Here is a 26,163-nt window from a genome sequence, read left to right as displayed (position 1 = left end):
CGGGCTGTCGGCTGTCCGCTGTGGCCTAGTCCGGGTCCGTCGGGCGCACCGGTCGGAGGCTAGACCGGTGGTCCGGCTCGCACTGGCACGGGCAGTTGGTCAGGCACGCGCGTTCGAAGCAGCCGTCGAAGCACGAGCACTCGGGCTCGGGGTCGGCAGCTCGACGGGCCTCCGCCCTCGCCACGCCCTTCCAGTACGCCGCCTGTCGGCTCTCGCGCAGCCCGCTGACCGTCGGATGGTCGGCGGGGATCCCCAACCGGACGCGTCGACGGGCCCGAGACGGGCGCTGCTGGTACCAGCCCAACGGCTCCGGTGCACCGCGCCGAGGGTGGACGCGGTCGGCTGGCGCATCCTGTGGGGGCCTGGCGTCGAGATGCCCGGGAAAACGCCGATCGGCATGGTCTCGCAGGACATCGACTGGGAACGGCGCGATCTCACGCCCCTTGCGATCCAGGACTGCGAGACGGAGACCGGCTCTCGCGAGAATGACCGAGAGCGTGCCCGTGTCGACCCGGGCTGCCCCTGACTCGAGCCGGCCGACGGTCGCCCTCGACACGCCGATCGAGTCGGCCAGCTCGCGCTGGCTGAGATCAGCGAGGCGACGTGCCCGCACGATGTAGCGCGCTCCGTCGAAGACCTCGTCCAGGTCACCGCCACCGACGTCGGCGGCCGGAGTCTCTCGCTGCGTGTCGCCCATCGACCCCACCTCCTCCATCCGGGGATGCTGACAGTGACCGGTGACAGTGGGCGCCTCGGAAGCTGCTCCCGAAAACGGAGCAGGATCCGATACGCAACGTCCCGGACCAATCCCCGCGCGACTCGGAAGCTGCTCCCGAAAACGGAGCAGGATCCGATGGTCGCGGGGATCGGGGTCGCGCAGAGCTCGGCGTTGGTCAGAGGGCCTTGATGATGTCCTCGACGCGTTCCTTGGCGTCGCCGAAGAGCATCGCGGAGTTGTCGCGGAAGAAGAGCGGGTTCTGGACGCCCGCGTAGCCGGCGTTCATCGAGCGCTTGAAGACGACGACGTCCTTGGCGTTCCACACCTGCAGGACCGGCATGCCGGCGATCGGCGACGTCGGGTCCTCTGCGGCCGCCGGGTTGACGGTGTCGTTGGCGCCGATGACGAGCACCACGTCCGTGGCGGGGAAGTCGTCATTGACCTCGTCCATCTCGAGGACGATGTCGTAGGGTACGCGAGCCTCCGCGAGGAGCACGTTCATGTGGCCGGGGAGGCGGCCGGCCACCGGGTGGATGCCGAACCGGACGTCCACGCCGCGCTCCCGGAGCTTGGCCGTCAGCTCGGCGACGGGGTACTGCGCCTGTGCGACCGCCATGCCGTAGCCGGGCGTGATGACGACCGACGACGCGTTCTTGAGCAGGTCGGCGACCTCTGATGCGTTCGTCTCGCGGTGGTCGCCGTAGTCGACGTCCGAGTCGAAGACCGCGCCGTCGGAGCCGAACCCCCCGGCGATGACCGAGACGAACGACCGGTTCATGGCCTTGCACATGATGTACGAGAGGTAGGCACCCGACGAGCCGACGAGCGCGCCGGTGACGATGAGCAGGTCGTTGCCGAGCATGAAGCCCGCCGCGGCAGCCGCCCAACCCGAGTAGCTGTTGAGCATCGACACGACGACGGGCATGTCACCGCCGCCGATCGAGGCGACGAGGTGCCAGCCGAAGGCGAGCGCGATAGCGGTCATGACGAGCAGCGGCACGATCGAGTGCGCCGCCACGAACCACACGAGCAGGCCCGCGGAGACGACGAGCGCAGCGAGGTTGAGCCAGTGGCGCGCCGGCAGCATCAGCGGCTTGCTCGAGATGCGGGCCGACAGCTTGAGGAACGCCACGATCGACCCGGTGAAGGTCACGGCTCCGATGAAGACGCCGAGGAAGATCTCGACGAGGTGGACCGCCTCGCCCTCGACGCCGACGAGATCGGACGTGGCGACGAACGTGTTGATGCCGACGAGCACCGCCGCCGCGCCGACGAAGGAGTGGAGCATCGCGATGAGCTCCGGCATCCCGGTCATCTCGACCTTGCGGGCCCGGGCGATGCCGATCGCGGCACCGATGACCATCGCCACACCGATGAGCAGCCAGGCCGACCACGCGGCATCGCGCAGGGAGAGCCAGAGCGTGGCGACGAGGGCGATGCCCATGCCGACCATGCCGAGGACATTGCCGTCGCGGGCGGTCTCGTGCTTCGACAGCCCGGCGAGCGACATGATGAAGAGCAGCGCCGCGACGATGTATGCCGCCTGGATGAGTGCGATGTCCATGTGCGGTCAGCCCTTCCGGAACATCGTCAGCATGCGGCGGGTCACGGTGAAGCCACCGAAGATGTTGATGCTCGCCAGGAGCGCGGCCACGAAGCCGAGCACCATGATGACCACGCCCTTGGTGCCGCCGATCGACCCGGCCGCACCGAGCTGGAGCAGGGCGCCGACGACGATGATGCCGCTGATCGCGTTGGTGACCGACATCAGCGGCGTGTGCAGCGCGTGGTGGACGTTGCCGATGACGTAGTAGCCGATGACCACGGCGAGCGCGAACACCGTGAAGTGCCCGAGGAAGCTCGGTGGCGAGACGGCCGCCACCGCGGCGAACACGCCCGCGCCGATCACCATCGCGGCATACCTTCGTCGTGGATCCTTCGGTGGCTCAGGCTCTTTGACGACCTTGGTGCCGACCGCCGTCTGCGCGACGGGAGCCGCGCTCACCGGGATGGCGGGCGGGGGCCAGAGCAGCTCGCCGTCACGCGCCACGGTCATGTTGCGCTGCACGACGTCGTCGAAGTCGAGGACGAGCTGGCCGTCCTTGCCCGGCGTCAGCAGCTTCATGAGGTTGACGAGGTTCGTGCCGTAGAGCTGCGACGCCTGCGTGGGCAGCCGGGCCGCGAGATCGGTGTAGCCGATGATCGTGACGCCGTGGTCGGTGACGACGAGCTCGTCGGCCACGGAGCCCTCGACGTTGCCGCCGTTGGCCGCCGCCATGTCGACGATGACCGAGCCCGGCTTCATCGAGGCGACCATCTCGCCGGTGATGAGTCGCGGCGCGGGGCGTCCGGGGATGAGCGCGGTCGTGACGATGATGTCGACGTCAGGAGCCTGGGCGGCATACAGCTCGGCGGCCCGCCGGTTGTACTCCTCGCCCATCTCCTTGGCGTAGCCGTCGCTCGACGCAGCGGCGGCATCGACCTCGGGCAGCTGCACGGCCAGGAAGTCGGCGCCCATCGACTCGACCTGCTCGGCCACCTCGGCTCGGGCATCGGTCGCGCGGACGATGGCCCCGAGCGAACGGGCCGTGCCGATCGCGGCGAGGCCGGCCACGCCGGCCCCGGCGACGAGCACCTTCGCCGGCGGCACCTTGCCGGCCGCCGTGACCTGGCCGGTGAAGAAGGAACCGAACTCGTGGGCAGCCTCGACGACGGCGCGGTAGCCGGCGATGTTGGCCATCGACGACAGGACGTCGAGCGACTGGGCCCGGCTGATGCGCGGGACGGCGTCCATCGCCATCGCGGTGACACCCGCGGCACGCAGCTTCTCGACGAGGTCGGGGCTGATCGCCGGCGCCAGGAGCGAGACGAGGACGGTGCCGGGGCGGAGCCGCGCGATGTCCTCGTCGGAGGGCGCGTTGACCTGGTGGACGATCGGCGAGCCCCACGCGTCCTCGGCGGTGACGACACGAGCCCCCGCGGCGGCATACGCCTCGTCGGAGAAGCTGGCCCGCTCCCCCGCACCGCTCTCGACGGCGACGTCGTAGCCGAGCCCGATCAGCTGCTCGACGGTCTTGGGCGTCGCGGCGATGCGCGTCTCGCGGGCGCGGGTCTCACGGGGGACACCGATCTGCACGCTGGGCTCCTTCGCACGGAGGGGTGTGGGCACTGGTTCACGAACCTAGGGCACGACCCGCGGGTAGCGGCGGCTCTGCCGGGCACGTCACACAAATGACGCGCGACCGGACCCGAACGTCTCTGATCGTGGGCAACGGGTGGGTGCGGTCAGTGCGACGGCGCCCGTCGACCCAGGCTGAAGAGCTCGGGCGGCGGCTTCTGGTCGGACTCGAGCCGGCGGTAGGCGGTCGGCGTCGTCCCCACCTCGGCGAGGAACTGACGGTTGAAGTTCGCCATGTTGTGGTAGCCGCTCATCTCGGCGACCTGGGCCACGGAGTGCTCGGTCGTGTCGAGCAGGCGACGGGCGTAGGCGATCCGCAGCTTCTTGACCATGCTCGAGAAGGTCATGCCCGTGGCGGTCTTGAAGTACTTCGAGAACGTCGGCTCGGACATGTATGCCAGCCGTGCAGCGGTCGACAGGCGGATGTCGCCCGTCAGGTTGTCGAAGATGTAGCTGAGCCCGGCCTCGCCGGCGTCGCGTGACGCGGCGTCGGTGGGACGCCCCATCCACTCGCTCGCCACGAGCTCGTACTCGTCGGTCTGGGCGTGGGCGAAGAGAGCGAGGAGCTTGAAGAGGTGGCCGAGCTGCTCGACCCCCTGGCTGTGGACGCACGCGATGATCGTCTCGGCCGCGCGCCAGGCAGTCGCCCCCGAGAAGACGATGCCCCGGGTCGAGCGCGCGAGCACCTCGGAGACCTCGGCGAGCTCGGGCAGGTGCTCCATGGCCGCCCGGATCCACTCGTCACTGAACTGGATGACGGCGTCACGGTCGACCGCCACCTGCCCCTCGGCGAGGTCGCTGACCCAGTCGTGCGGGAGGTTGGGCCCGATCAGGCTGACGTGGCCCGGCGCGAACGTGCCGATGTGGTCGCCCGCGATGAAGCTGCCACGCGTCTTGGTGATGAGGTGGATCTCGTACTCGGGATGCGACCCCCAACCGCAGATCTCGCTCGGGAAGTCATGGGTGAGGACGCGCACGGAGGCCTGCGGGTGGTGCGGGATGTACTCGCGCCGCACCGGCTGCCCCAGCATGAGGCTGGACGGTACCGAGCGCGCCGACTCGTGGTCGGGCGTGCGTGGCTCGCCATCGGAAGACTGGCCGGATCGATACGAAATCTTCGTCTCCTTTGCCGCGCGGGACCTCATCGTCACCAGTTCATGCGGGGCGGTGCCCGAAATGTCTTTGCCGACACCATCCCCTGCGCAAGATCGTATCAACGACAGAGGGCTGATGGTGCTTGTTGGCCCGGCTCCGGGCTCAATACCGTTCCGGCAAGTTCCCGTCAAGAGAACCAAGCGGAGATCACACCGCGAGGGCCGGTCGAACCGGGCCGACGGAACGAGATATGCCTACCAAAGGAGTTGGGAATGCTTGCGAACAAGCGCATGCTCGCGCTGGGGACGGGGGCGGTCGCGGTCGCCATGACGGTGACTGCCTGCTCCTCCGGGGCGGTGCAGTCCGGCAGCGGCTCGACCGGCGCCGCCGGCGGGGCCGTCACCCTCAAGGTGGCCACCGTGAACAACGGCCAGATGAAGGACATGGAGAAGCTCAAGACCGAGTACGAGTCGGCGAACCCCGGCGTCACGGTCAACTTCCAGGTCATGGAGGAGGGCGACCTCCGTGCGGCGGTGACCGCCGACGTCGCGAGCGGGGCCGGGCAGTACGACATCGTCACCATCGGCGCCTACGAGACTCCCCAGTGGGGCGCCAACGGGTGGCTCGTCGACCTCACCCCCGAGCTGCAGTCCGACGCGTCGTACGACGTCAACGACCTGCTCCCTCCGGTGCGCGACGTCAACACCTTCGACAACAAGCTCTTCGCCGTCCCGTTCTACGGCGAGTCCTCGATCCTCATGTACAACAAGGAGGTCCTGGACAAGGCCGGCGTCACGATCTCGCAGACCCCCACGTGGCAGGAGGTCGCGGCCGCGGCCAAGAAGGTCAACACCGCCGACATGGCCGGCATCTGCATGCGCGGCAAGCCCGGCTGGGGTGACCTCTTCGCTCCGCTCACCACGGTCGTGCAGACCTTCGGGGGCAACTGGTACGACAGCAGCTGGAAGGCCACCGTCAACACCCCGGAGTGGAAGGAAGCCGTCACCTTCTACAAGACGATGCTCGACGAGTCCGGTGAGAAGGACCCCGTCTCCTACAGCTTCAACGAGTGCCTCACCGCGCTCAAGGAGGGCAAGGCCGCGATGTGGGCCGACGCCTCCGTCGCCGCCTCGATGCTCGAGGCAGCCGACTCGCCCGTGAAGGGCAAGATGGGCTACGCCCACATGCCGGTCGACAAGACGAAGGAGTCCGGCTGGCTCTGGAGCTGGAACCTGGCCATCCCGACCTCGACCAAGCAGAAGGACGCGGCGGTCAAGTTCGTCAAGTGGGCCACGAGCAAGGAGTACATCAAGCTCGTCGGCACGAAGATCGGCTGGTCCAACGTCCCGCCGGGCTCGCGCACCTCGACCTACGAGCTGCCCGAGTACAAGGACGCCGCCAAGGCGTACGCGCCGATCACCCTCGACGTCATGAGCTCGGTCAACCCGAAGCAGCCGGGCGTGAACCCGCAGCCCTGGGTCGGCATCCAGTACGTCTCGATCCCCGAGTTCCAGGACGTCGGCAACCAGTGCGCCCAGCTCGTCGCGGACTACCTGGCCAACCGCGGCACGATCGACGACGCGCTCGGCAAGTGCCAGACCATCGCCCAGACGGCCGGGGACAAGCACAAGAAGTGACGCCCCGATGAAGCCCCGATGACAGGTGGTGCCGGGTCCGGCACGCCCCGGACCCGGCACCACCCACCTTCTCCACCCTGCAGTCGCACCAGTCGCACCAGTCGCACGAGGGAGTGCCGACATGACCACCACCACCACACAACCCATCGAGCTCGAGGACGTCCGAGCCGCCACAGCGACGGACAAGCGGCGCGTGCAGAAGAAGGAGCTCTGGCGCAACCGGGGCCTGCTGCTGCCGGCCGTCGTCTTCCTCATCCTGCTGACGCAGATCCCGTTCCTGACGACGATCGGGTTCTCGCTGACGAAGTGGAACCTGCTCTACCCCAACGACCGCGCCTTCGCGGGGTTCGACAACTACACCAGTGCGCTGACCTCCGGTGACCTGTGGCCCTCGATCCGGGCCACGGTGCTCATCACGGCCTTCTCGGTCACCCTGGCCGTCCTGTTCGGCCTGCTCTTCGCCGTCCTGCTCGACCGCCAGTTCCGCGGTCGCGCCCTCGCCCGCACCCTGATGATCACGCCGTTCCTCATCATGCCGGCGGCCGCCTCGCTCATCTGGAAGTACTCGATGTTCGACACCAACATCGGGATGATCAACTGGGTCTTCCGGTCCCTGCACCTGCCGGTCGTGGCGTGGAGCACCGAGCACCCGATGGCCACGGTCGTCATCGTGCTGACCTGGCAGTTCACGCCGTTCATGATGCTGATCCTGCTGGCCGGGCTGCAGGGCCAGGACAAGGGCATCCTCGAGGCGGCCCAGGTCGACGGGGCCGGCACGTGGCGGACCTTCACGTGGATCACGCTGCCCCACCTGCGGATGTACATCGAGATCGGGGTGCTCCTCGGCTCGGTCATCATCCTGCAGGTCTTCGACCCGATCGCCATCCTCACCAAGGGAACCGGCGGCACGAAGACCCTGGCGTACCTCCTCTACGAGCGAGCCTTCATCGGCCTCGACGTCGGGCAGGCAGCGGCATACGGCGTCGTGACCGTCGTCCTCACGATCATCGTCGCGACCATCGCTCTCAAGAGCGTCTTCAAGGTCTTCATGGCAGGAGGAAGCCGATGAACAGCCGTAACGACACCACCAGCTCGACCCGGTCGACCCGGTCGGCCCGGGGGGCCCTCACGACCCTCGTCACGTGGATCCTCGTGCTCATCTTCTTCTTCCCGGTCTTCTGGATGGTCCTCAACGGGTTCAAGCCGGAGTCCCTCGCGTCGTCGGTCGACCCGACGTTCATCTTCAAGCCCGTCACGGAGGGCTACCAGCTCGCGATGGACCGCGGGATGGCCGGCTATCTCCAGAACTCGCTGACCGCCGCGGTCATCGCGACGATCATCTCGGTGACGCTCGCCATCCCCGCCGCGTACGCGCTGTCGATCCGCCGGGTCAAGAACGTCGAGAACTCCCTGTCCTTCTTCATCTCGACCCGGTTCATGCCGCTCGCCGCGATCGTGCTGCCGCTCTTCATGATCTTCAAGACCATCGGGCTGCTCGACAACATCTACATGCTCGGCATCGTCTACGGCGCGATGAACCTGCCCGTCACGGTGTGGATGATGCGCTCGTTCTTCCTCGAGGTCCCCTACGAGATCATCGAGGCGGCCCGGGTCGACGGGGCCGGCATGTTCCGCGAGATCGTGCGGATCGTCCTGCCGCTCGTGCTGCCCGGAGTCGCGGCCGCGGCGCTCATCAGCTTCATCTTCGCCTGGAACGAGTACTTCCTCGCACTGCTGCTGACCAGCTCCGCCGCCCGCACCACACCACCCTTCCTCGGCAGCTTCGTCGACGGCAGAGGCCAGTTCCTCGCGGTCCTGTCCGCCGCAGCGACCATCGCCGCCCTCCCTGTCATCCTCGCCGGCTGGGCCGCCCAGAAGCAGCTCGTCCGCGGCCTGTCGATGGGAGCCATCAAGTGACCGGCATCGTTTCCGCGCCGGGTCCGACCACCCTCCGTACCGTCGACCGCGGACGGAGCCTCGAGGACACGGTCGTCGTCGTCACCGGTGCCGGGGGTGGCATCGGTGGCGCGATCGCCAGGCTCGTCCTCGAGGCGGGCGGCCGCGTCGTCGCGGGTGACGTCCGGCCCGAGGCCCTGGCCCCGCTGCGCGACGCCTGGGGCGAGGACCGGCTGGCCACCGGCCTCGGCGACGTCCGGGACGAGGCCACGGCCGATGCGCTCGTCGCCGCGGGCGTGCAGGCCTTCGGCCGGATCGACTCCGTCGTGGCCAACGCCGCCGTCGGCTTCTACGGCGGCGTCCTCGACTACTCGGCCGACGAGGTCTCGCTCATGGTCGACGTCAACGTCAAGGGGACCGTGTGGCTCGCGCGGGCCGCCGTGCGCCAGTTCCGCGCCCAGGGCGACGGTGGCGACATCGTCATCATCGGCTCGGTCGCCGGTCTCCTCATCGGGGGCGGCAAGGAGGCGGTCTACTCCGCGACCAAGGCGGCCCAGATCAACCTCGGCTACGCCCTCGACCGCGAGCTGCGGTCCGAGGGGATCCGCACGACGACGATCGCTCCGGCCGGCGTCAACACCCCCTTTGCCGCCGCCGACGGCCGCTTCGGCGACCGGGACCCGTCCGAGGGCGACTTCATGGAGCCGGAGGACATCGCGCAGGCCGTCACCTACACCCTGCGACAGCCACGACGCATGCGGACCGAGCTGTGGACGATGTGGAGCCTGTCCGAGACGCACTGACCACGGTCAGCCGCGCGTCGACGACGACCGGCACCACCCCGATGACCGGCCGCCCCGGCGCCGACGCCTCAGACACCTCCGAGAGGACCAGACGACCATGACCACCACGCCCGCCCCCTCGCCCCCGCGGCCCACCGCCCTCAACGGCGCGACCCTCGACGACCTCCCCGACGGGGTGGGCCGGCCCACCTACGACCGCGCGGCCGTCACGGCGGGCATCGTGCACTTCGGCGTGGGCGGCTTCCACCGGGCCCACCAGGCGATGTACGTCGACCGGCTGATGGAGCAGGGCGTCGACGGGGCACTCGGCTGGGGCATCTGCGGCGTCGGCGCCCTGCCCCACGACCGGCGGATCGTCGACACCCTGACGGCGCAGGACGGCCTCTACACGCTCGTCGTCAAGCACCCGGACGGTCACCGGGAGCCACGCGTCATCGGGAGCATCGTCGAGATGATGTTCGCGCCGGACGACCCGCAGGCCGTCGTCGACCGCCTGGCCGACCCGCGCACCCGCATCGTGTCGCTGACGATCACCGAGGGCGGCTACCTCGTCAACCAGGTGACGGGCGAGTTCGACGCCGACGACCCGTCGATCCGGGCCGACCTCGAGGAGGGTGCCGTCCCGCGCACCGTCTTCGGCTACGTCGTCGCGGGTCTCGCGGCGAGGCGGGCGGCCGGCGAGCGGCCCTTCACGGTCATGTCGTGCGACAACCTGCCCGGCAACGGTGACGTCGCGCGGAGGATGATGACGGCCTTCGCCCGGCTCAAGGATCCCGACCTCGCCGACTGGATGGCGCAGCACGTGTCGTTCCCGAACGGCATGGTCGACCGCATCACACCGGTCACCTCCCAGGACGACGTCGACCGGCTGGCCGAGGAGGTCGGGGTCGTGGACGGCTGGCCCGTGGTGTCCGAGCCCTTCACGCAGTGGGTCCTCGAGGACCACTTCACCGACGGGCGGCCACGCTTCGAGGACGCCGGCGTGCAGGTCGTCGACGACGTCGTGCCCTACGAGCTGATGAAGCTGCGCCTGCTCAATGCGAGCCACCAGGCGCTGTGCTACCTCGGCTACCTCGCCGGCTACCGCTACGCGCACGAGGTGTGCCAGGACCCGCTCTTCGTCGACTTCCTCCTCGGCTACATGGAGCACGAGGGCAGCCCGACGCTGCCGGAGGTACCGGGGGTAGACCTCGATGCGTACCGTCACGAGCTCGTCTCTCGCTTCGCCAACCCCGAGGTGCGCGACACCCTGGCCCGGCTCTGCGCCGAGAGCTCGGACCGCATCCCCAAATGGCTCGTGCCCGTCATCAACCGCAACCTCGAGACGGGCGGCGAGATCGACCGGTCGGCTCTCGTCGTCGCCTCGTGGGCACGCTACGCGGAAGGCGTCGACGAGCAGGGCGAGCCGATCGAGGTCGTCGACCGCATCAAGGAACGCGTCATGGCCGCTGCGGCCAGACAGGGGGACGACCCGCTCGCCTTCCTGCGCGACCGCGACCTCTTCGGGGCGCTGGTCGACGACGCACGCTTCACCTCCGTGTTCACGAGAGCGCTGGGGGCCTTGCGCAGCAGGGGCTCCCGGGAGACGCTGCAGTCATGGACCGGGCGGAGCAGCACCTCGTGACCGAAGGCCGGACGCTCGTCGCGGGGGTCGACAGCTCGACCCAGTCGACGAAGATCGTCGTCTGCGACGCCGAGACGGGGCAGGTCGTGCGCACGGCCCGGGCCCCACACCCCGACCGCACCGAGGTGCACCCCGACCGCTGGTGGGAGGCCTACGCGCAGGCCGCCGGCGACGGCATCCTCGACGGGGTCTCGGCGCTCGCCGTCGGTGGCCAGCAGCACGGCATGGTCACGCTCGACGAGGACGACACCGTCGTGCGAGACGCCCTGCTCTGGAACGACACCCGCAGCGCCGGCGCGGCCGCGGACCTCACGGCCGAGCTCGGCGGTGTCGGCGCCTGGGTCGACGCCGTGGGCCTCGTCCCCGTCGCGAGCTTCACCGTGACGAAGCTGCGGTGGCTCGCCGAGCACGAGCCCGACCACGCCGCACGCGTGGCCCGTGTCGTCCTCCCCCACGACTGGATGACCGGTCGGATCCTCCAGCAGGGCAAGGGTTTCGAGCGATGGAGCACCGACCGTGGGGACGCGTCGGGCACCGGATACTGGTCGGCCGCCGACGGCGACTACCGGCTCGACCTGCTCGAGCGGGCCTTCGGCCGGTCCCTCGAGGTGCCCGAGGTCCTCGCGCCCAACCAGGCCGCCGGTCGCACCTCAGAAGGCCTGCTCGTGGCCGCCGGCACGGGCGACAACATGGGCGCTGCCCTCGGCCTGACGCTCCATCCCGGTGACGTCGTCGTCTCGGTCGGCACGAGCGGCACGGTCTTCACGCCGCACCGCTCGGCGATCCGCGACGAGACCGGTGCCATCGCGGGCTTCGCCGACGCGACCGGCCACCACCTCCCACTCATGTGCACGCTCAACGCGGCCCGGGTGCTGACGGCAGCCGCCTCGATGCTCGGCGTCGACCTGGCCGAGCTCGATCGCCTTGCCCTGCAGGCGAGCCCGGGTGCCGGCGGCCTCACCCTCCTGCCCTACCTCGACGGTGAGCGCACCCCCGACCTGCCCGACGCGACGGGCACGCTGAGCGGGCTCACCCGCTCGAACGCGACGCCGGAGAACCTCGCCCGTGCCGCGGTCGAGGGGATGCTGTGCAACCTCGTCGCCGGCGTCGACGCCCTCCGCGACCACGACGTCGAGGTCGGACGCGTCATGCTCATCGGCGGAGCGGCCGCCTCACGCGCCGTCCGCGAGATCGCACCGGGCCTCTTCCGCGCGCCGGTCGTCGTGCCGGCGCCGGCCGAGTACGTGGGGGTCGGGGCTGCCCGCCAGGCGGCGTGGGCCCTGTCGGGAGAGCAGGACCCGCCGACGTGGGCCCTCGAGATCGACTCGGAGTATGCCGTCCCGCCCGGGGACGAGCAGGCGCGCACCGACGTCGTGGCGCGCTACCAGGCCCTCGTCGCCGCGAGCCACGGAGTCTGAGCGAGGCGCACCGGGAAGCGGGCGGCATACGCCCTCTGCCTCCCGGAGGCGCTCGGCGCGTTCGGCCGAGTCCTCCGGGAGGGCGCCTGCGAGTGGTGCCGTCAACGAGCGGCGGGCCCAGCGGTCAGGCCAGGGCCTTCGCCTTGAGGGCGGTGAACTCGTCGGAGGTGATGGTGCCCGCGTCGAGCAGCTCCTTCGCCTTGGCGATCTGCTCGGGTGCCGAGATGGTCGAGCCCCCCGCGACATCTCGGACGTACTCGTCCTGCGCCTGGCGGGCCTCGGCGTACTTCTTCGCCGAGCGCTCGTTCATGCCGCGACCGCGGACGATGAGGTAGACGATCGCGGTGATGAAGCTGAAGAAGATGAGACACACGACCCAGACGGCCTTCATCCCGCCCGAGACCTCGGGGTCGCGGAACAGGTCGGCGACGATCGAGAACAGAACCAGGAGGTAGGACGCGAACGCGAAGAAGATGATGATGAACCAGACGATGTCCCAGAACGACATGGGGCGACCTTTCTCGGAGGGCAGCACCTCATCGGTGCTCGCTCCATGGTCGCCACCCGCCGTCGCCCTCGGCATCATCCGCACGGGGTGACTGCCCACTCGGGGCGACTCAGCGGTACTCCGGGTTGTGCCAGCCGAAGTGCTCGCCGGCGTTCCAGGCGGAGCGCAGGTTGCCGTATGCCGGCACGCCGCCCGCGTCGTGGAGCATCCTCCCGAGGTGCATGAGGTTCCACGTCATGAACGTCGTGTTGCGGTTGGTGAAGTCGTTCTCGGGGCCGCCGCTCCCGGCGTCGAGGTAGCTCGGTCCGGGGCCGGCTTCGCCGATCCAGCCCGCGTCGGCGTTGGGCGGGATCGTGTAGCCCACGTGCTGGAGGCTGTAGAGCACGTTCTGCGCGCAGTGCTTGATGCCGTCCTCGTTGCCGGTGATGAGGCAGCCGGCGACCCTGCCGTAGAAGAGGTACTGGCCCCGGTCGTTGAGCAGCCCGCTGAGGGAGTAGATGCGCTCGATGAAACGCTTCGTGACACTCGAGTTGTCGCCGAGCCAGATGGGTCCGGCGACGACGAGGATCTGGCTGTCGAGGATCCCGGGGTAGAGGTCGGGCCACGCGTCGGTCTCCCAGCCGTGCTCGCGCATGTCGGGATGGACGCCGGCGGCGACGTCGTGGTCGACGAAGCGGATCTCGTCGACGGTGACCCCGTGCTCACGCATGATGGCGGCGCTCGCGTCGACGAGCCCCTGCGTGTGGCTCATCTCGGGGCTCTTCTTGAGGGTGCAGTTGACGTACGTGGCCTTGAGGCCGCTGAAGTCCCAGTCGCTCATGCGACGACTGTCCTCCCGCTCGCGGCCCCACAACGGGTTCGGAGATGACGAACCGCTGACGAAGTCGTGACGTCGACGTCAGGCGACCTCGACCTCGATGTCGACCGGGACGCCGTTCGTCAGGACGTCGAAGACGGCCGACCGCTGCCGGGACTGCTCGACGATCTGACGGAGCACGTCCTCGGGTGCGTCGCCCTTGATGACGAAGCTGACGCTGACCTGCTGGTAGCCGTTGCGGACGTCCTGGAGTCCGAGGATGCCGTTGAGGTCGATGTCGCCGGTCACCGTCGACCGCACCTCGGTCAGGGTGACCTTGCGCGCCGAGGCGATGTTGGCGATGCCGGCGGTGAGGCAGGCCGCGAGGGCGTGGAGCAGGAACTCGACCGGCGTGGGACCGCGGTCCTGTCCGACGAGCACGGCCGGGTGGTCGGCGTCGAAGACGAACTCCCTTGCGTGCGAGCGCTCCTCACCGACGCCGAAGAAGTCGGAGATCGTGGTTCTGCTGCTGGTGCCGTCCACCCAGTCGTTGTGGGCGCGGAACTGGAAGCTGGCTGCTGCGGGCATCTGCTTGACGGCGTCGAGGGTCGCGAAGAGGGTCGCGGTGTCCACGCCGTTGCGGTGGGCGGTGTCCGTGCTCATGGTGGTCTCTTTCCTTCATGGTGGTGGTGCCGGGATCCGGCGGTCCTCGGGTTCGAGGAGGTCGTGGGTCAGGCCGCGGCCGTCGCGGCACCGGGCAGCCGGCGGCCGCTCAGCTCGCCGGCCATCACGTCGATCGCGAGTGCGAGCCGCTTCTGCAGCTCGAGGAAGCGAGCCTGCCGCGGGAACGTCGAGAGCTCGCACGTCAGGTCGAACACGTCGCGCGCCATGCGGTCGCGCTCGAGCCCGTATGCCGTGAGGGCGTCCGTCTCGCAGGCGGGGTCGCGCAGTGCCGTGCCGAGGGCGGTGGCGAGCAGCTCGGCGTCACGGAAGGCGTCACTGATGCCGTGACCGGTGATCGCGTCGCGGTGGCAGCCGGCGTCGCCGACGAGTGCCCAGCCGGGACCGGACGCCAGGCGAATGTGGTTGGGCATGCGGAGCATCCCGCGCACCGGAGAGCGGCGGGTCGTCGCGTCGACCCGCGCCGCGATCCCCGGCGCTGCGACCTCCAGCATCTGCAGCAGCGGGTCCCCGGCCCGGCCCGCCTTCCGTCGGTGCGCGCGAACCACCTGCTCGGGGGCGCAGACCCAGACGCACGCCTGGCCCCCGTGCGTCGGGAAGATGCCCGCAAAGGCGTCATCGGCGAGGTGGTGCTCGATGGCCGGCCAGTTGCCGGCGTGGTACGCGTACTGCGCTGCTCCCGATGACGGCCGCACGAGGAGCAGCGGCGCTCCCACCGCACGTGCCACCCGTGAACCGAGCCCGTCCGCGCCCACGACGTATCGCGCTCGTGCCTCCACGGGACCGTGGACGTCATGCGCGTGCACGCCGGTGACCCGGCCCTCGCCGTCACGGACGACGCCGTCGACCGACACTCCTGTGCGCACGTGGACTCCTGCAGCACGCGCCGCCTCGAGCAGGATCTCGTCGAGCACGACGCGGCGCGGCGCGAGCAGGAAGTCGACGCCGTAGCGGTCCTTCACCTCACGCGCCATGAAGCCGAGCTCGCTCGTGAACTCGACCCGGCACAGTCGCGGTGCCCCACTGGCGACGACGGCCTCGAGAAGACCCCAACGGTGCAGCTGCACCATGCCGGACCGGGCGATGACGTGCGTCGAGACGGTGTCGCTGGGAAACGTCGCCCGGTCGAGGAGGAGCACGTCGTGACCCGCTCGCGCGAGCAGCAGGGCCGTCCCGGCCCCGGCGCAGCGGGCTCCGACGACGACGACGTCGACGTCGTGTGTCTGCATCCTCCCGTCGGGTCGGTGGGTCTCACGTGTCGTGGCGGTCCCAGGCACGGTCGTCCTCCTCACAGATGAGTTGTGAGGACCACGATCGCCCCGGGCGGCGAGCTGACCTTGGACTAGTCGTGGACTTCCCGTGGACCCTGCGTGGACACGTCCTCGCCGAGGAAGCTGTCCACCTCGTGGAGGAACTGGCCCCACGCCGGCTCGTCGGGGCGCATGAGGTGGTTGCGCGTGTCGAGCGGAACGAGCCGACTGCCGCGGATGAGCGAGGCGTACGCGACCCCTTGGCTGAAGGGCACGCGCTGGTCGTCCCTCGCGTGGAGGATGAGGGTCGGCACATCGAGCTCGGCAGCGGCTTCGCGGACGTCCATCGCGAGGTGGGCGTCGAAGATCCTCACCGCGTTCTCGCTGGAGGTCGTGCGGCGCATCAGCTCGGCGAAGTCCGACCACAGCTGGGGTGGCACGTCGGGCATGAACAGCGACGAGAAGAACAGCCGGAAGTAAGGCTCGTCGCGTCCCCACCCCACGTTGATCAGGTCCCGCTCCATCTCGAACTCGGCGCGCTTCTCGGGTGACGTGGCGAGCCGGCCTCCCTTGACGAAGGCGCCCACCAGCACGAGGCGGCTGACCCGCTCGGGGTGACGGTGCGCGTACGCGACGGCCACGGCGCCACCTTGCGAAACTCCCATGAGGGGAAAGCGTTCCAGGCCCAGGTCGTCGACCACGGTCTCAAGGTCCTCGACGAAGGCGTTCAGCGTGACCTCCGTCGGATCCTGGTCGGACAGTCCGCACCCGCGCTCGTCGTAGCGCACGAGCATCCGGCCGCGCGACAGACCCTCCATCCAGTGCCGCCAGACGGGGCTGTCCCACTCGTAGACCAGGTGTGTGAGCCAGTGCGCGGCCCGCACGAGCGGCGGTCCCTCGCCCACCGTCGCATAGGCGATCCGCGACCCGTCGGGAGTACGGCAGAAGTGGAGGCGCTGCTCCAGCCGGCCGTCCGCCGCGGATGCCGGTGCGGATGCGGAGGAGCCTGCCCGCTCGGTCGGGCCGGGCTCCGTGGCAACGGTCGCCACCCATCGGTACCCACGCCCGTGCACCGTCTGGATCACCCGCTGCAGCACACCGTCGTCACCGACGACCCGGCGCGCGGCCTTGATCCGGCTCGTCAGGGTCGACTCGCTGACGAAGCGGTCGCCCCAGACGCAGTCGAGCAGCTCCGTCTTCGGGACGACGCGCTCCCGGTTCGCCACGAGGTGGCTCAGCACGTCGAAGACCTGCGGCTGGACGTGCACCGGCTGCCCGTCCCGCTCGAGCAGGAACCGGTCGGTGTCGAGGACCACGTCCCCGAACGTGAACCGCATACGACGGATTGTGACAGGGCCGCCCCGCCGGGTGACATGGACAAAGTGGGACAGCGGCTACTCATCCTCGGCGAGGAACGTCTCCAGCTCGCGGAGGAGGTCGTGCCAGGCCGGCTCGTCGGGCTGGAGCAGGTGGTTGCGCGTGTCGAGGGGCACGAGTCGGCTGCCCCGGATCCGGGTCGCGAGCTCGACGCCCTGACTGAACGGGATGCGGGTGTCGTGGCGCCCGTGCAGGATCAGCGTCGGCACGTCGACTCGGGTCGCCGACTCCGACACGTCCAACCGGACGGAGACGTCATTGAGTCTCAGGGCGTTCTCGGCCGAGGTGGTGCGCCGCATGAGCTCGGCGAAGTCGCTCCACAGCTGGGGCGGCGCGTCGGGCATGAACGTCGACGAGAAGTAGAGCCGGAACGACGGGTCGTCGCGCCCCCAACCCATCCGGATGAGGTCGCGCTGCAGCTCGGCCTCGCGGCTCTCCTCCTCCGTGCGGGCGCGCACGATCCGGCCCTGCATGAAGGCGCCCACGAGCACGAGGCGGCTCACCCGCTCGGGGTAGCGAACGGTATACTCGATCGCCACCGGGCCACCCTGCGACAGGCCCATGAGCGGGAAGCGATCGAGGCCGAGCTCGTCGACGACCGTCTCCAGGTCACGGACGAACGCCTCGAACGAGATGTCCTCGGGGTCGGCCTCGGAGAGACCGCAGCCGCGCTCGTCGTAGCGCACGAGCATCCGGCCGCGCGACAGCCCCTCCATCCAGTGCCTCCACACGGGGCTCTCCCACTCGTAGTCGAGATGGGTCACCCAGTGCGCGGCCCGGACGAGTGGGGGCCCGTCGCCGACGGTGGCGTACGCGAGGCGCGCGCCGTCCGGTGTCCGGCAGAAGTGGATCTTCTGCTCGAGCAGTGGGGCTGCCGAGCCGGCGCCCGCGGCCTCGCGTGTGGTCGCGGGCTGGTCGGTGTCGACGTCGACGGCGGCCACCCAGCGGTAGCCACGGCCGTGCACGGTCTGGATGACGGTCTGCAGGATGCCGTCGTCTCCGACCGACTGCCGGGCGGCCTTGATGCGACTCGTCAGCGTGGACTCGCTGACGAAGCGGTCACCCCAGACCGTGTCGAGCAGCTCGGTCTTCGGGACGACCCGCTCGCGGTTCAGGACGAGGTGGCTGAGGACGTCGAAGACCTGCGGCTGGACGTGCAACGACTCGCCGCCCCGCTCGAGCAGGTACCTGTCGGTGTCGAGGACGTGCTCCCCGAACGTGAACCGCACGCTCGATTGTCGCAGGCTCCGGCCCGGTCGCGGGGTCGTCGCTCCCCGCGAGCGGTCACATCTGCTCGGGGGACTCCAGTCCGAGCAGGTCGAGGCCCGTGGTCATGACCCGGAAGACCAACGCGCACAGCGTCAGCCGCGACTCCCTGACCTCGTCGAGCTCGGCCTTGAGCACGGGGCAGTTCTCGTAGAACGCCGAGAACGCCTGCGCCAGCTCGAAGAGGTAGCCGGCGAGCCGGTGCGGCTCGTAGGTGTCGCCGACCTCGGCGACGACGTCGCCGAACCCGAGCAGGTGCATCGCGAGGGCGCGCTCGTGGGGCTCGCCGAGCAGGATCGGCGCGTGCTGCGCCACCGGCTCGAGCCCGACCTGACGGAAGATCGACCGGATGCGCGCGACGACGTACTGGAGGTACGGGCCCGTGTTGCCGGTGAGCGCCACCATGCGGTCGAGGTCGAAGACGTACTCGCTGTCGTGCGCCACGGACAGGTCGGCGTACTTCACGGCGCCGATGCCGATCTGGCGGGCGATCGTCGCGCGCACGGTGTCGTCGAGGTCGGGGCGCGTGCCGTCGATGACGGTGCGGGCCTTCTCGACGGCCTCGTCGAGCAGGGCCATGAGCCGCAGCGGCTTGCCGGAGCGGGTCTTGAGGATCTTGCGGTCGTCGCCCAGCACGTTGCCGATCTGGACGTGGACGGGCACGACGTCGTCGGGCAGCCAGCCGGCCTTGCGGGCGGTGTCCCACACCATGTTGAGGTGCAGGGCCTGCGGGGCGCCGATGACGTAGAGCACGCGGTGCGCCTTGAGGTCCTCGACGCGGTGCCGGATCGTCGCGAGATCGGTCGTGCCGTAGTTGTAGCCGCCGTCGCTCTTGCGGATGATGAGCGGCACGGGCTTGCCCTCACGGCCGGTGTAGCCGTCGAGGAACACGCAGAGCGCTCCGTCCGACACGGTCGCGATGCCCTTGGCCTCGAGCTCGGCGCAGAGGTCGGCGAGCACGTCGTTGTAGGTGGACTCACCGGCGAGGTCGTCGTCGGTGAGCGTGATGCCGAGCGTCGAGTAGATCTTGTTGAAGTAGATCTTCGACAGGTCGACGAGCTCACGCCACAGGGCGAGCGTGTCGGGGTCGCCGGCCTGGAGCTTGACGACGCGGGTGCGCGCCCGCACGTTGAAGTCGCCCTCGCTGCCGGCCGGCTCGGCCTTGTCGGCGCGGTCGAACTTGACACGGGCCGCCTGGTAGAAGGCGTTGGGGTCGGTGACGAGGAGGTCGGCCTCCTCGGAGTCGCGGCCGACGTCGAGCAGGTGCTCGATGAGCATGCCGAAGGGCGTGCCCCAGTCACCGATGTGGTTCTGGCGGATGACCTGGTGCCCGAGGTGCTCGAGCGTGCGGGCCAGCGAGTCGCCGACGACGGTCGTGCGCAGGTGGCCGACGTGCATCTCCTTGGCGACGTTGGGCGCGGAGTAGTCGATCGGGATGTTCTGCGTCGGCTGGAGCGCGACACCGCCCCGCTCGTCGGCCTCGACGTCCTGCAGCAGGCCGGCGATCCAGGCGTCGGAGAAGGTGAGGTTGATGAAGCCGGGCCCGCTCACCTCGACGGCGTCGCACACGCCGTCGAGCTCGAGGGCGTCGACGATCTTGGCGGCGACCTCGCGCGGCGGCAGCCCGACCTTCTTGGCCAGCGCGAGCGCGGCGTTGACCTGCACGTCGGCGAACTGCGACGGACGCAGCACCGGGTCGGCCTCGCGGAAGTCGTCACCGAGGGCGGTGGCGATCGCGGACTGGACCTTGGGCGTGAGCGCGACGAGCGGGGAAACCATGCCGGCAAGTCTATTTGCGCCGACCGGGTGCCCGCGCCACCGTTTCGTCCGGGGCCGACCGAGGGCGTATGCCGTGTGCCCCGGACCGCGCGCCGGCGCCGGTGTGCGCCGGCGGCGACGAGCCCCCGGACAGGAGCGTGGCCACGCGCACACCGTTGTGCACGTGGCCACTGTCCGTCAGGGAGCGGTCACTCCCCGTGTCGGTGGAAACCCGCTCGGCGGGCCGCCTCCTCGCTGTAGAACCACACGTCGGGCTCGACGTCGTCGTAGCCGGCGTCGTCGGGACGGACGAAGGCCGTCCCCTCACGCGTGCCCTTGACGGCGTGGCCGAGCGGTTGCGCGCCGTCCTCGATGGGGGCAGCCGAGCCCAGTCCGAAGCCGCCGTCGACGACCTCGTCGAAGCCGGAGACCCGTCGACCCGAGGTGGCCGGCTCCTCCTCGTCCGCGGAGTCCGGGGTCTCGGTGTCGGTGGCGGTCGCCGTCTCGGTCTCGGTCTCGGTGTCGGTGGCGGTCGCGGTTTCGGGCTCGGTGTCGGTGGCGGTCGCCGTCTCGGGCTCGGTGTCGGGCTCGTGCGCCGGCTCCGCGAGCTCGTCGTCCTGCTCGCTGGCGTGCGAGTGCGGAGCCATGTCGACGTCGAGGCCGTCGTCGACGGTGTCGTCGTCGAGGTCAGTGCCCTCATCGGGTCCGGGCTCGCCCGGCGTGGTCGCCCACGGCTGGCCGCGGTGGTCGCCGGGGTCCTCGGTCGGCGTGCCTCCGTCCGTCACCACCTCGTCGCGCTCGTCGAGGGCGGGCACGGCGACGTCGTGCGGTTCATGCTCGTCCGCCACGGGCGGCGTCGTCTCCTGCACCTCCGACGTGTCGGCGGTTCCAGCGGCGTCGGTCGTGTCGTCCGTCTGCGTGTCGTCCACCGTCGTGGGCCTTTCGTCCGAGGGCTCGTGCGTCGCAGCCCCCGTACCCGGCAGGTCGTCGGTCGACGCGTCGGCAGGCGCGCCACCGTCCGCCGTCTCGTCATCGTCGTCGTGGTGCGACGCCGCCGCACCCACGGCGGCCGCTCCGGCCGCGGCCCCGCCGAGCGCTGGGCTCCCGGGCTCGGGTGCCTCGCCACGGTCATCGGTGCCCGCACCGGCACCGGCATCGGCACCCGCATCCGCTCCCGCGTCGGCACCGGCATCCGCGTCGGTCGCGGACCAGTCGTGGTCGCCGGTCTCCTCGCCGACGTGGGCACCACCGTCGGCACCGGCGTCAGCGCCCGAGTCAGCGTCGGCGTCAGCGTCGGTCGTGGACCAGTCGTGGTCGCCCGTCTCCTCTGACGCGATCGCGCCAGCATCGGCACCAGCATCGGCATCGGCACCGGTGGACACCGCGGTCGTCGACGGCTCGCCCGCCACGTCGGACTCCTCGGCGGCGTAGGACGACTGCTCGACGTCGGCCTGGCGGTCGGCGTCGCTCGCGAGGTCCGTGCCCTCGACGAGCGGCGGCTCAGAGTCCTCGGACGCGACGGGCTCGGTGTCCGCGGTCTCGTCGGCCTGCTCGTCGTCGGTGACCGCACCGCTGGGCGCAAAGGGGTTCTCGGCGTCGGCGAGGTCGTCCTCGTCGTCGTCGTGCGTGAATGCCGCCGCACCGACGGCTGCAGCGCCGGCGGCACCAGCAGCGACCCCGGCAGCGCGTGGCGGCTCCTGGCCGGGCAGGCGGTTGCCGGCGTCGTCGACGCGGTAGCCCTCGTCGTCGGTCGGGACGTCGGGGTCGACGCGGTCGGCCTCGCGCTCGAGGCCCGCGTGCTCGACACGCGCGGACTCGGCGGTGGCCCGGTGCGCCTGGGCCTGCTCCTCGAGGCGCCTCGCCTCGGCGGCCTGCCGCTCGGCCTCGGCGCGCGCGTCGGCGGCCATGGCCGCCGTCACCGACGCGCGGTCCTCGGTGTCCTGCACCTCGGGCAGGCGCTCCTCGACCTTGGCCCGGAGCTCGCCGGCCTCGAAGCGGCGCGCCTCGACCTCGCGGCGCCGTCCTGCCGAGACGAACAACCAGATGATCACTGCAATGACGACGATCGCCACCACGATCCACAGAATCGTCTTGCCTGAGTCGGACATGCCATCCCCTTACGGATTACGGGCCCTCACGACCGCTTCCCCCGAAACCTACTGCGCTGAGGGACCCCGGTGGCACCCAGCGCGCCGCCCTCGTCACGGACTTACCCCGATCCGCCGCGCGCGGCTGCCCGGGTTCGCTCCCTCGCGAGCGGGCGTATGCCGTCCGGCCGGCCCGACGGCATACGCCATCGCCGGGCGGCACGACCTCCCGAGACGCCTGCGTCCGCGAATCCGCTTGCTCCACGGACGCGCCCGCAGGCCGACCCCGGCACTCAGCCGAGGCCGAGCTTCTTGGCGGTGGTCTCACGCATCTCGACCTTGCGGATCTTGCCGGTCACCGTCATCGGGAACTCGTCGACGATCTCGACGTAGCGCGGGATCTTGTAGTGGGCGAGCTGACCCGTGCAGAACTCGCGCAGCGACTCGGCGGTGAGCGGCGTCGCACCGTCCTTCATCCGCACCCACGCGCAGAGCTCCTCGCCGTACTTCTCGTCCGGGACGCCGATGACCTGGGCGTCGAGGATGTCAGGGTGCGTGTAGAGGAACTCTTCGATCTCTCGGGGATAGACGTTCTCGCCGCCGCGGATGACCATGTCCTTGATGCGGCCGGTGATCTCGACGTAGCCGTCGTCGTGCATGACGCCGATGTCGCCGGTGTGCATCCACCCGTCCTCGATGGCCTCGGCCGTCTTGTCCGGCTGCTCCCAGTAGCCGAGCATGACCGAGTAGCCCTTGGTCAGGAACTCGCCGGCCGTGCCCCGCGGAAGGGTCTCTCCCGTCACGGGATCCACGATCTTGATCTCGAGGTGCGGTCCGACGCGGCCGACCGTGCCGACCTTCTGCTCGAACGAGTCGTCGGTGCGGTTCTGCGTCGACACCGGCGACGTCTCCGTCATGCCGTAGCAGATCGTCATCTCCTCGATGCCGGCCGCGATGAGCTTCTTCATCAGCTCTGCGGGACAAGGAGATCCGGCCATGATGCCGGTGCGCACGGTGGACAGGTCGAAGTCGGCGAACGACGGCAGGTTCCACTCCGCGATGAACATCGTCGGCACGCCGTAGAGCGAGGTGACCTTCTCGTCCTGGGTCGCCTGCAGGGTCAGGGCGGGGTCGAAGCCGGGTGCCGGGATGACCATGCAGGCGCCGTGCGTCGTGCAGGCGAGGTTGCCCATGACCATCCCGAAGCAGTGGTAGAAGGGCACGGGGATGCAGACCCGGTCGGCCTCGGTGTAGTCGCACAGCTCGCCGACGAAGTAGCCGTTGTTGAGGATGTTGCGGTGGCTCAGCGTCGCGCCTTTGGGGAATCCCGTTGTGCCGGAGGTGTACTGGATGTTGATCGGGTCGGTGTTCGCGAGCCCGGCCTGCACGCGCGCGAGCTCCTCGGGCGCCACCTCGTCGGCGCGGGCGACGAGCTCGTCCCAGTCCGAGGTGCCGATGTAGACGACCCGCTCGAGGCCGCCGACCTCGTCGCGCACCTCGTCGATCATCTGCCGGTAGTTGCTCGTCTTGAACGACTCGGCCGCGACGAGCGTCGAGATGCCGGCCTGGCCGAGGACGTACTGCAGCTCGTGGGACCGGTAGGCCGGGTTGATGTTGACGAGGATGGCGCCGATCTTCGCGGTCGCGTACTGCACGAGCGTCCACTCGGAGCAGTTGGGGGCCCAGATGCCGACGCGGTCCCCCGTGACGACGCCCACGGCGAGCAGCGCGCGAGCCAGCCGGTCCACGTCGCCCCGCAGCTCGGCGTACGTCCAGCGACGGCCCTGCGTGACGTCGACGAGGGCGTCACGCTCGCCGAATCGCTCGACCGTGGCGTCGAAGCTGTCGCCGATCGTCGTCTCGAGCAGTGGGGTGTCGGTCTCGCCCCGCGTGTGCGAGAGGCTCGGGTCGAGCGTGGCGGGCGGTGCGGCGGTCATCGGTGGCCTCCCGGCGTGCGGCGGTGGACGGTCTCACCACACCCAACCGCCCGCGTCCCCGCGGGCGCAAGGGATGTCCGCCGTGGCCGTCGCCACCCCCGGAGGTATGCCGTCAGGCGGGCTGCGCCTGCATCTTCAGCTGGGCGGCGCCGTCCCCCTCGAGTCGCGCGAGCGCGACCGGACGACCGGTGACGAGCAGTAGGAGCGCGGCGACGGGTCCGATGACCGGTGGACCACTGCCTGCCGTCCAGTCCGCGTCGGTGGCCACGAGTCGGTAGCCGTCGATCGGCAGCTGTCGGACCACCATGCCGAGCCAGGTGTGTCGGGTCGCCCACGTGCGGTCGAGGGCGATCAGCGCGCCGCCCGTCTGCATCTCGAGGTCGATGCCGAGCGGGATCGCCATGTCCTGGGCGTGGACGAGACTGTCGGTCAGGGTCTCGCGTGGCGTCACGAAGGAGTTGTGCCGTCGTGACCCGATGCCGGCCCGGATGCGCGCGACGATCTCGTCGGTCGGCAGCGCGGCCCGGACCACGGCCGAGTCGCGGATCATGCGGTTGAGACCGACGCTGCGCAGCAGGCGCGGGTGCTCGACCAGGAGACGGACGACGTCCGACAGGTGCTGGCGCTGGAGGGTCAGGTGCGCCGCGACGTGCCGCACCGTCCAGCCCTCGCAGAGCGACGGATGCTCCCACTGCTCGTCGGTGAGCTCCTCGAGCATCTCCACGGTGCGGACGCGTTGGTCGTCGATCGCGGTCCAGATCTCGTCGAGGTCCGGTCGTGTGACGTCAGGTCCCATGTCGATCCCTCCTGTCTGTCATCGTGGCGCAGCTGCGCGCGCGGCATGGTCTGGATCAGGTGAAGACGGGCGGCCGCGACCGGGTCCGCTTCAGCTCGAAGAACTCGGGGTAGCCGGCGAGCAGCCGAGCACCCTCGAAGACACGCAGCGCGTCGTCGCCGCGCGGGATCGCGTTGAGCACGGGCCCGTAGAAGGCCGTGCCGTCGAGGTGGATCGTCGGAGTGCCGACCTCTCCACCGACCCGGGCGAGTCCCGCGTCGTGGCTGCGGCGCATGGCCTCGTCGTGCTCGTCGGTCTCCATGGCGTCCTCGAGGTCGGCGGAGAGACCGAGCGAGGCGAGCGTCGACCGCACCGCGACGTGGTACTCCGCACTCGTGGGGCGGCGCCACACGTCGAAGACCAGGGTGCCGAACGCGGTGTAGAAGGCACCCAGGGCCTCCTCGCCGCAGCGTTCCACCAGCGCGGTGGCGACGCGTGACGGCCCTCGCGAGTCCTCCACGTTCCGGCGGTACTCCGGAGCGACGTCGGTGCGGCGCTCGTTGAGCAGGTAGAGGCTCATGACGTGGTGGTGGACCTCGAGGGGCAGGCGCGCCCGGACCTCCTCGAGCCAGCGAGACGCGGTCCACGAGTACGGGCACACGGGGTCGAACCACAGGTCGACGACGGCAGGTCGAGCGCTCATCGCTCTACTCCTCTCGCTATCATCTAGTTCGATAGCCTGACCAATATAGTTCGACTATATGACTAGTTTCAAGAGGTGTCATGACATCCGAGCCGTTCGTCGGCCTCCTCATGTTCATCGCGTCGCGCGACGTCGAGACGCGAGTCGTCGCGGCGATGCGCCGCGCCGGCATCGACGACATCACCCTGGCCCAGGCGCGCGTCGCCGCGCGCATCGGACCACACGGGACCCGCCTCACGGACCTCGCCGAGCAGGCACAGGTCACGAAGCAGACGGCCACCGCGATCGTCGACCGGCTCGAGCACGCCGGCTACGTCGAGCGGGTGCCTGACCCGACGGACGGCCGGGCCCGCCTCGTCCGGCTCACCGGGAAGGCCGAGGCCCTGTTGCCGATCGCCCGCGCCGAGGAGCGACGCATCGAGCAGGAGTGGGAGCGCCACCTCGGCCCGAGGCGCATGCGGGAGCTGCGCGACGCGCTCACCCTCCTGCGCGAGATCACCGACCCCTACCGCGACGACGCGTGAGCCGACCCGGACGACACGCGGGCCGTTCGAAGACGGCGACCCCACAAGGCCCCACGGAGACCCGTCACAGGCATAGCGTTCGTCCACCGATCAAGCAGGGGTCGGACGGATCAGCCCCAACGGGCACCGAGC

The 26,163-nt window shown here is 70.0% G+C and carries 22 protein-coding genes; 7 read left to right on the top strand and 15 right to left on the bottom strand.

What is annotated here, in order from left to right:
• Positions 1-25: 25 nt before the first annotated feature.
• The 4 genes from ASD90_RS24710 to ASD90_RS11710 form a co-directional block, all read right to left on the bottom strand.
• Positions 26-697 carry a helix-turn-helix transcriptional regulator gene (locus ASD90_RS24710; RefSeq protein WP_162260200.1) on the bottom strand — a complete coding sequence of 224 codons (672 nt, stop codon included), beginning with the start codon at positions 695-697 and terminating at the stop codon, positions 26-28.
• Positions 698-893: 196 nt separating this feature from the next.
• Entirely contained in the window at positions 894-2,282 is a 1,389-nt protein-coding gene (gene pntB, locus ASD90_RS11720) for a Re/Si-specific NAD(P)(+) transhydrogenase subunit beta (protein WP_056756209.1), read from the bottom strand.
• Positions 2,283-2,288: 6 nt separating this feature from the next.
• Positions 2,289-3,854, bottom strand: coding sequence for a Re/Si-specific NAD(P)(+) transhydrogenase subunit alpha (locus tag ASD90_RS11715; protein ID WP_056756206.1), 1,566 nt, complete (start codon positions 3,852-3,854; stop codon positions 2,289-2,291).
• A gap of 149 nt (positions 3,855-4,003) precedes the next feature.
• Complete coding sequence (locus ASD90_RS11710) at positions 4,004-4,927, bottom strand: AraC family transcriptional regulator (protein WP_056756204.1); 924 nt, start codon at positions 4,925-4,927, stop codon at positions 4,004-4,006.
• A 336-nt stretch (positions 4,928-5,263) separates the two neighbouring features.
• Here ASD90_RS11710 and ASD90_RS11705 point away from each other — a divergent pair, with 336 nt between their 5' ends.
• The 6 genes from ASD90_RS11705 (at position 5,264) to xylB (ending at position 12,369) form a co-directional block, all read left to right on the top strand.
• Entirely contained in the window at positions 5,264-6,628 is a 1,365-nt protein-coding gene (locus ASD90_RS11705) for an ABC transporter substrate-binding protein (RefSeq protein WP_056756200.1), read from the top strand.
• 121 nt (positions 6,629-6,749) lie between these two features.
• Entirely contained in the window at positions 6,750-7,697 is a 948-nt protein-coding gene (locus tag ASD90_RS11700; RefSeq protein WP_056756197.1) for a carbohydrate ABC transporter permease, read from the top strand.
• Positions 7,694-8,545 carry a carbohydrate ABC transporter permease gene (locus ASD90_RS11695; protein ID WP_056756195.1) on the top strand — a complete coding sequence of 284 codons (852 nt, stop codon included), beginning with the start codon at positions 7,694-7,696 and terminating at the stop codon, positions 8,543-8,545. Before ASD90_RS11700 ends, ASD90_RS11695 begins: the two co-directional genes overlap by 4 nt.
• The gene (locus ASD90_RS11690; RefSeq protein ID WP_056756193.1) at positions 8,542-9,327 is read left to right on the top strand and encodes an SDR family oxidoreductase; all 786 of its coding nucleotides are present in this window, start codon (positions 8,542-8,544) and stop codon (positions 9,325-9,327) included. Before ASD90_RS11695 ends, ASD90_RS11690 begins: the two co-directional genes overlap by 4 nt.
• A 97-nt stretch (positions 9,328-9,424) precedes the next feature.
• Positions 9,425-10,951: a mannitol dehydrogenase family protein gene (locus ASD90_RS11685; RefSeq protein ID WP_056756189.1), complete on the top strand. Its 1,527-nt coding sequence runs from the start codon at positions 9,425-9,427 to the stop codon at positions 10,949-10,951.
• Positions 10,924-12,369 (top strand): xylulokinase, encoded by a 1,446-nt coding sequence (xylB, locus tag ASD90_RS11680; RefSeq protein WP_056756186.1) that lies wholly within the window; start codon positions 10,924-10,926, stop codon positions 12,367-12,369. Before ASD90_RS11685 ends, xylB begins: the two co-directional genes overlap by 28 nt.
• Before the next feature lie 124 nt (positions 12,370-12,493).
• On the opposite strand, the gene ASD90_RS11675 is transcribed toward xylB, so the two are convergent.
• The 11 genes from ASD90_RS11675 to ASD90_RS11625 form a co-directional block, all read right to left on the bottom strand.
• On the bottom strand, positions 12,494-12,877 hold the full coding sequence (locus ASD90_RS11675) for an SHOCT domain-containing protein (RefSeq protein WP_056756183.1): 384 nt from the start codon (positions 12,875-12,877) through the stop codon (positions 12,494-12,496).
• Positions 12,878-12,986: 109 nt separating this feature from the next.
• Positions 12,987-13,697, bottom strand: a complete 711-nt coding sequence (locus ASD90_RS11670) for a flavodoxin family protein (protein WP_056756180.1) — start codon at positions 13,695-13,697, stop codon at positions 12,987-12,989.
• Positions 13,698-13,775: 78 nt separating this feature from the next.
• Entirely contained in the window at positions 13,776-14,336 is a 561-nt protein-coding gene (locus ASD90_RS11665; RefSeq protein WP_056756177.1) for an OsmC family protein, read from the bottom strand.
• A gap of 68 nt (positions 14,337-14,404) precedes the next feature.
• Complete coding sequence (locus ASD90_RS11660) at positions 14,405-15,583, bottom strand: NAD(P)/FAD-dependent oxidoreductase (protein ID WP_056756174.1); 1,179 nt, start codon at positions 15,581-15,583, stop codon at positions 14,405-14,407.
• A 113-nt stretch (positions 15,584-15,696) separates the two neighbouring features.
• Positions 15,697-16,941: an alpha/beta fold hydrolase gene (locus tag ASD90_RS11655; protein ID WP_082588655.1), complete on the bottom strand. Its 1,245-nt coding sequence runs from the start codon at positions 16,939-16,941 to the stop codon at positions 15,697-15,699.
• Positions 16,942-16,998: 57 nt separating this feature from the next.
• Positions 16,999-18,210: an alpha/beta fold hydrolase gene (locus ASD90_RS11650; RefSeq protein ID WP_056756167.1), complete on the bottom strand. Its 1,212-nt coding sequence runs from the start codon at positions 18,208-18,210 to the stop codon at positions 16,999-17,001.
• 55 nt (positions 18,211-18,265) lie between these two features.
• The gene (gene argS, locus ASD90_RS11645) at positions 18,266-20,026 is read right to left on the bottom strand and encodes an arginine--tRNA ligase (RefSeq protein WP_056756164.1); all 1,761 of its coding nucleotides are present in this window, start codon (positions 20,024-20,026) and stop codon (positions 18,266-18,268) included.
• 188 nt (positions 20,027-20,214) lie between these two features.
• A complete protein-coding gene (locus ASD90_RS11640) occupies positions 20,215-22,113 on the bottom strand; it encodes a hypothetical protein (protein ID WP_056756161.1) in 1,899 nt (632 codons plus the stop codon).
• A gap of 272 nt (positions 22,114-22,385) precedes the next feature.
• Positions 22,386-24,029: an AMP-binding protein gene (locus tag ASD90_RS11635; RefSeq protein ID WP_056756159.1), complete on the bottom strand. Its 1,644-nt coding sequence runs from the start codon at positions 24,027-24,029 to the stop codon at positions 22,386-22,388.
• Between the two features lie 112 nt (positions 24,030-24,141).
• A complete protein-coding gene (locus ASD90_RS11630; protein ID WP_056756156.1) occupies positions 24,142-24,825 on the bottom strand; it encodes a maleylpyruvate isomerase family mycothiol-dependent enzyme in 684 nt (227 codons plus the stop codon).
• A 55-nt stretch (positions 24,826-24,880) separates the two neighbouring features.
• Positions 24,881-25,507 (bottom strand): DsbA family protein, encoded by a 627-nt coding sequence (locus tag ASD90_RS11625; RefSeq protein WP_056756153.1) that lies wholly within the window; start codon positions 25,505-25,507, stop codon positions 24,881-24,883.
• 80 nt (positions 25,508-25,587) lie between these two features.
• On the opposite strand from ASD90_RS11625, the gene ASD90_RS11620 reads away from it, so the two are divergent.
• Complete coding sequence (locus ASD90_RS11620) at positions 25,588-26,031, top strand: MarR family winged helix-turn-helix transcriptional regulator (RefSeq protein WP_056756150.1); 444 nt, start codon at positions 25,588-25,590, stop codon at positions 26,029-26,031.
• The last annotated feature ends 132 nt before the right edge of the window (positions 26,032-26,163 follow it).

It is taken from the genome of Terrabacter sp. Root181, assembly GCF_001428505.1.
Taxonomy (GTDB): domain Bacteria; phylum Actinomycetota; class Actinomycetes; order Actinomycetales; family Dermatophilaceae; genus Terrabacter.
This window is presented reverse-complemented; position numbering and strand designations above follow the sequence as displayed.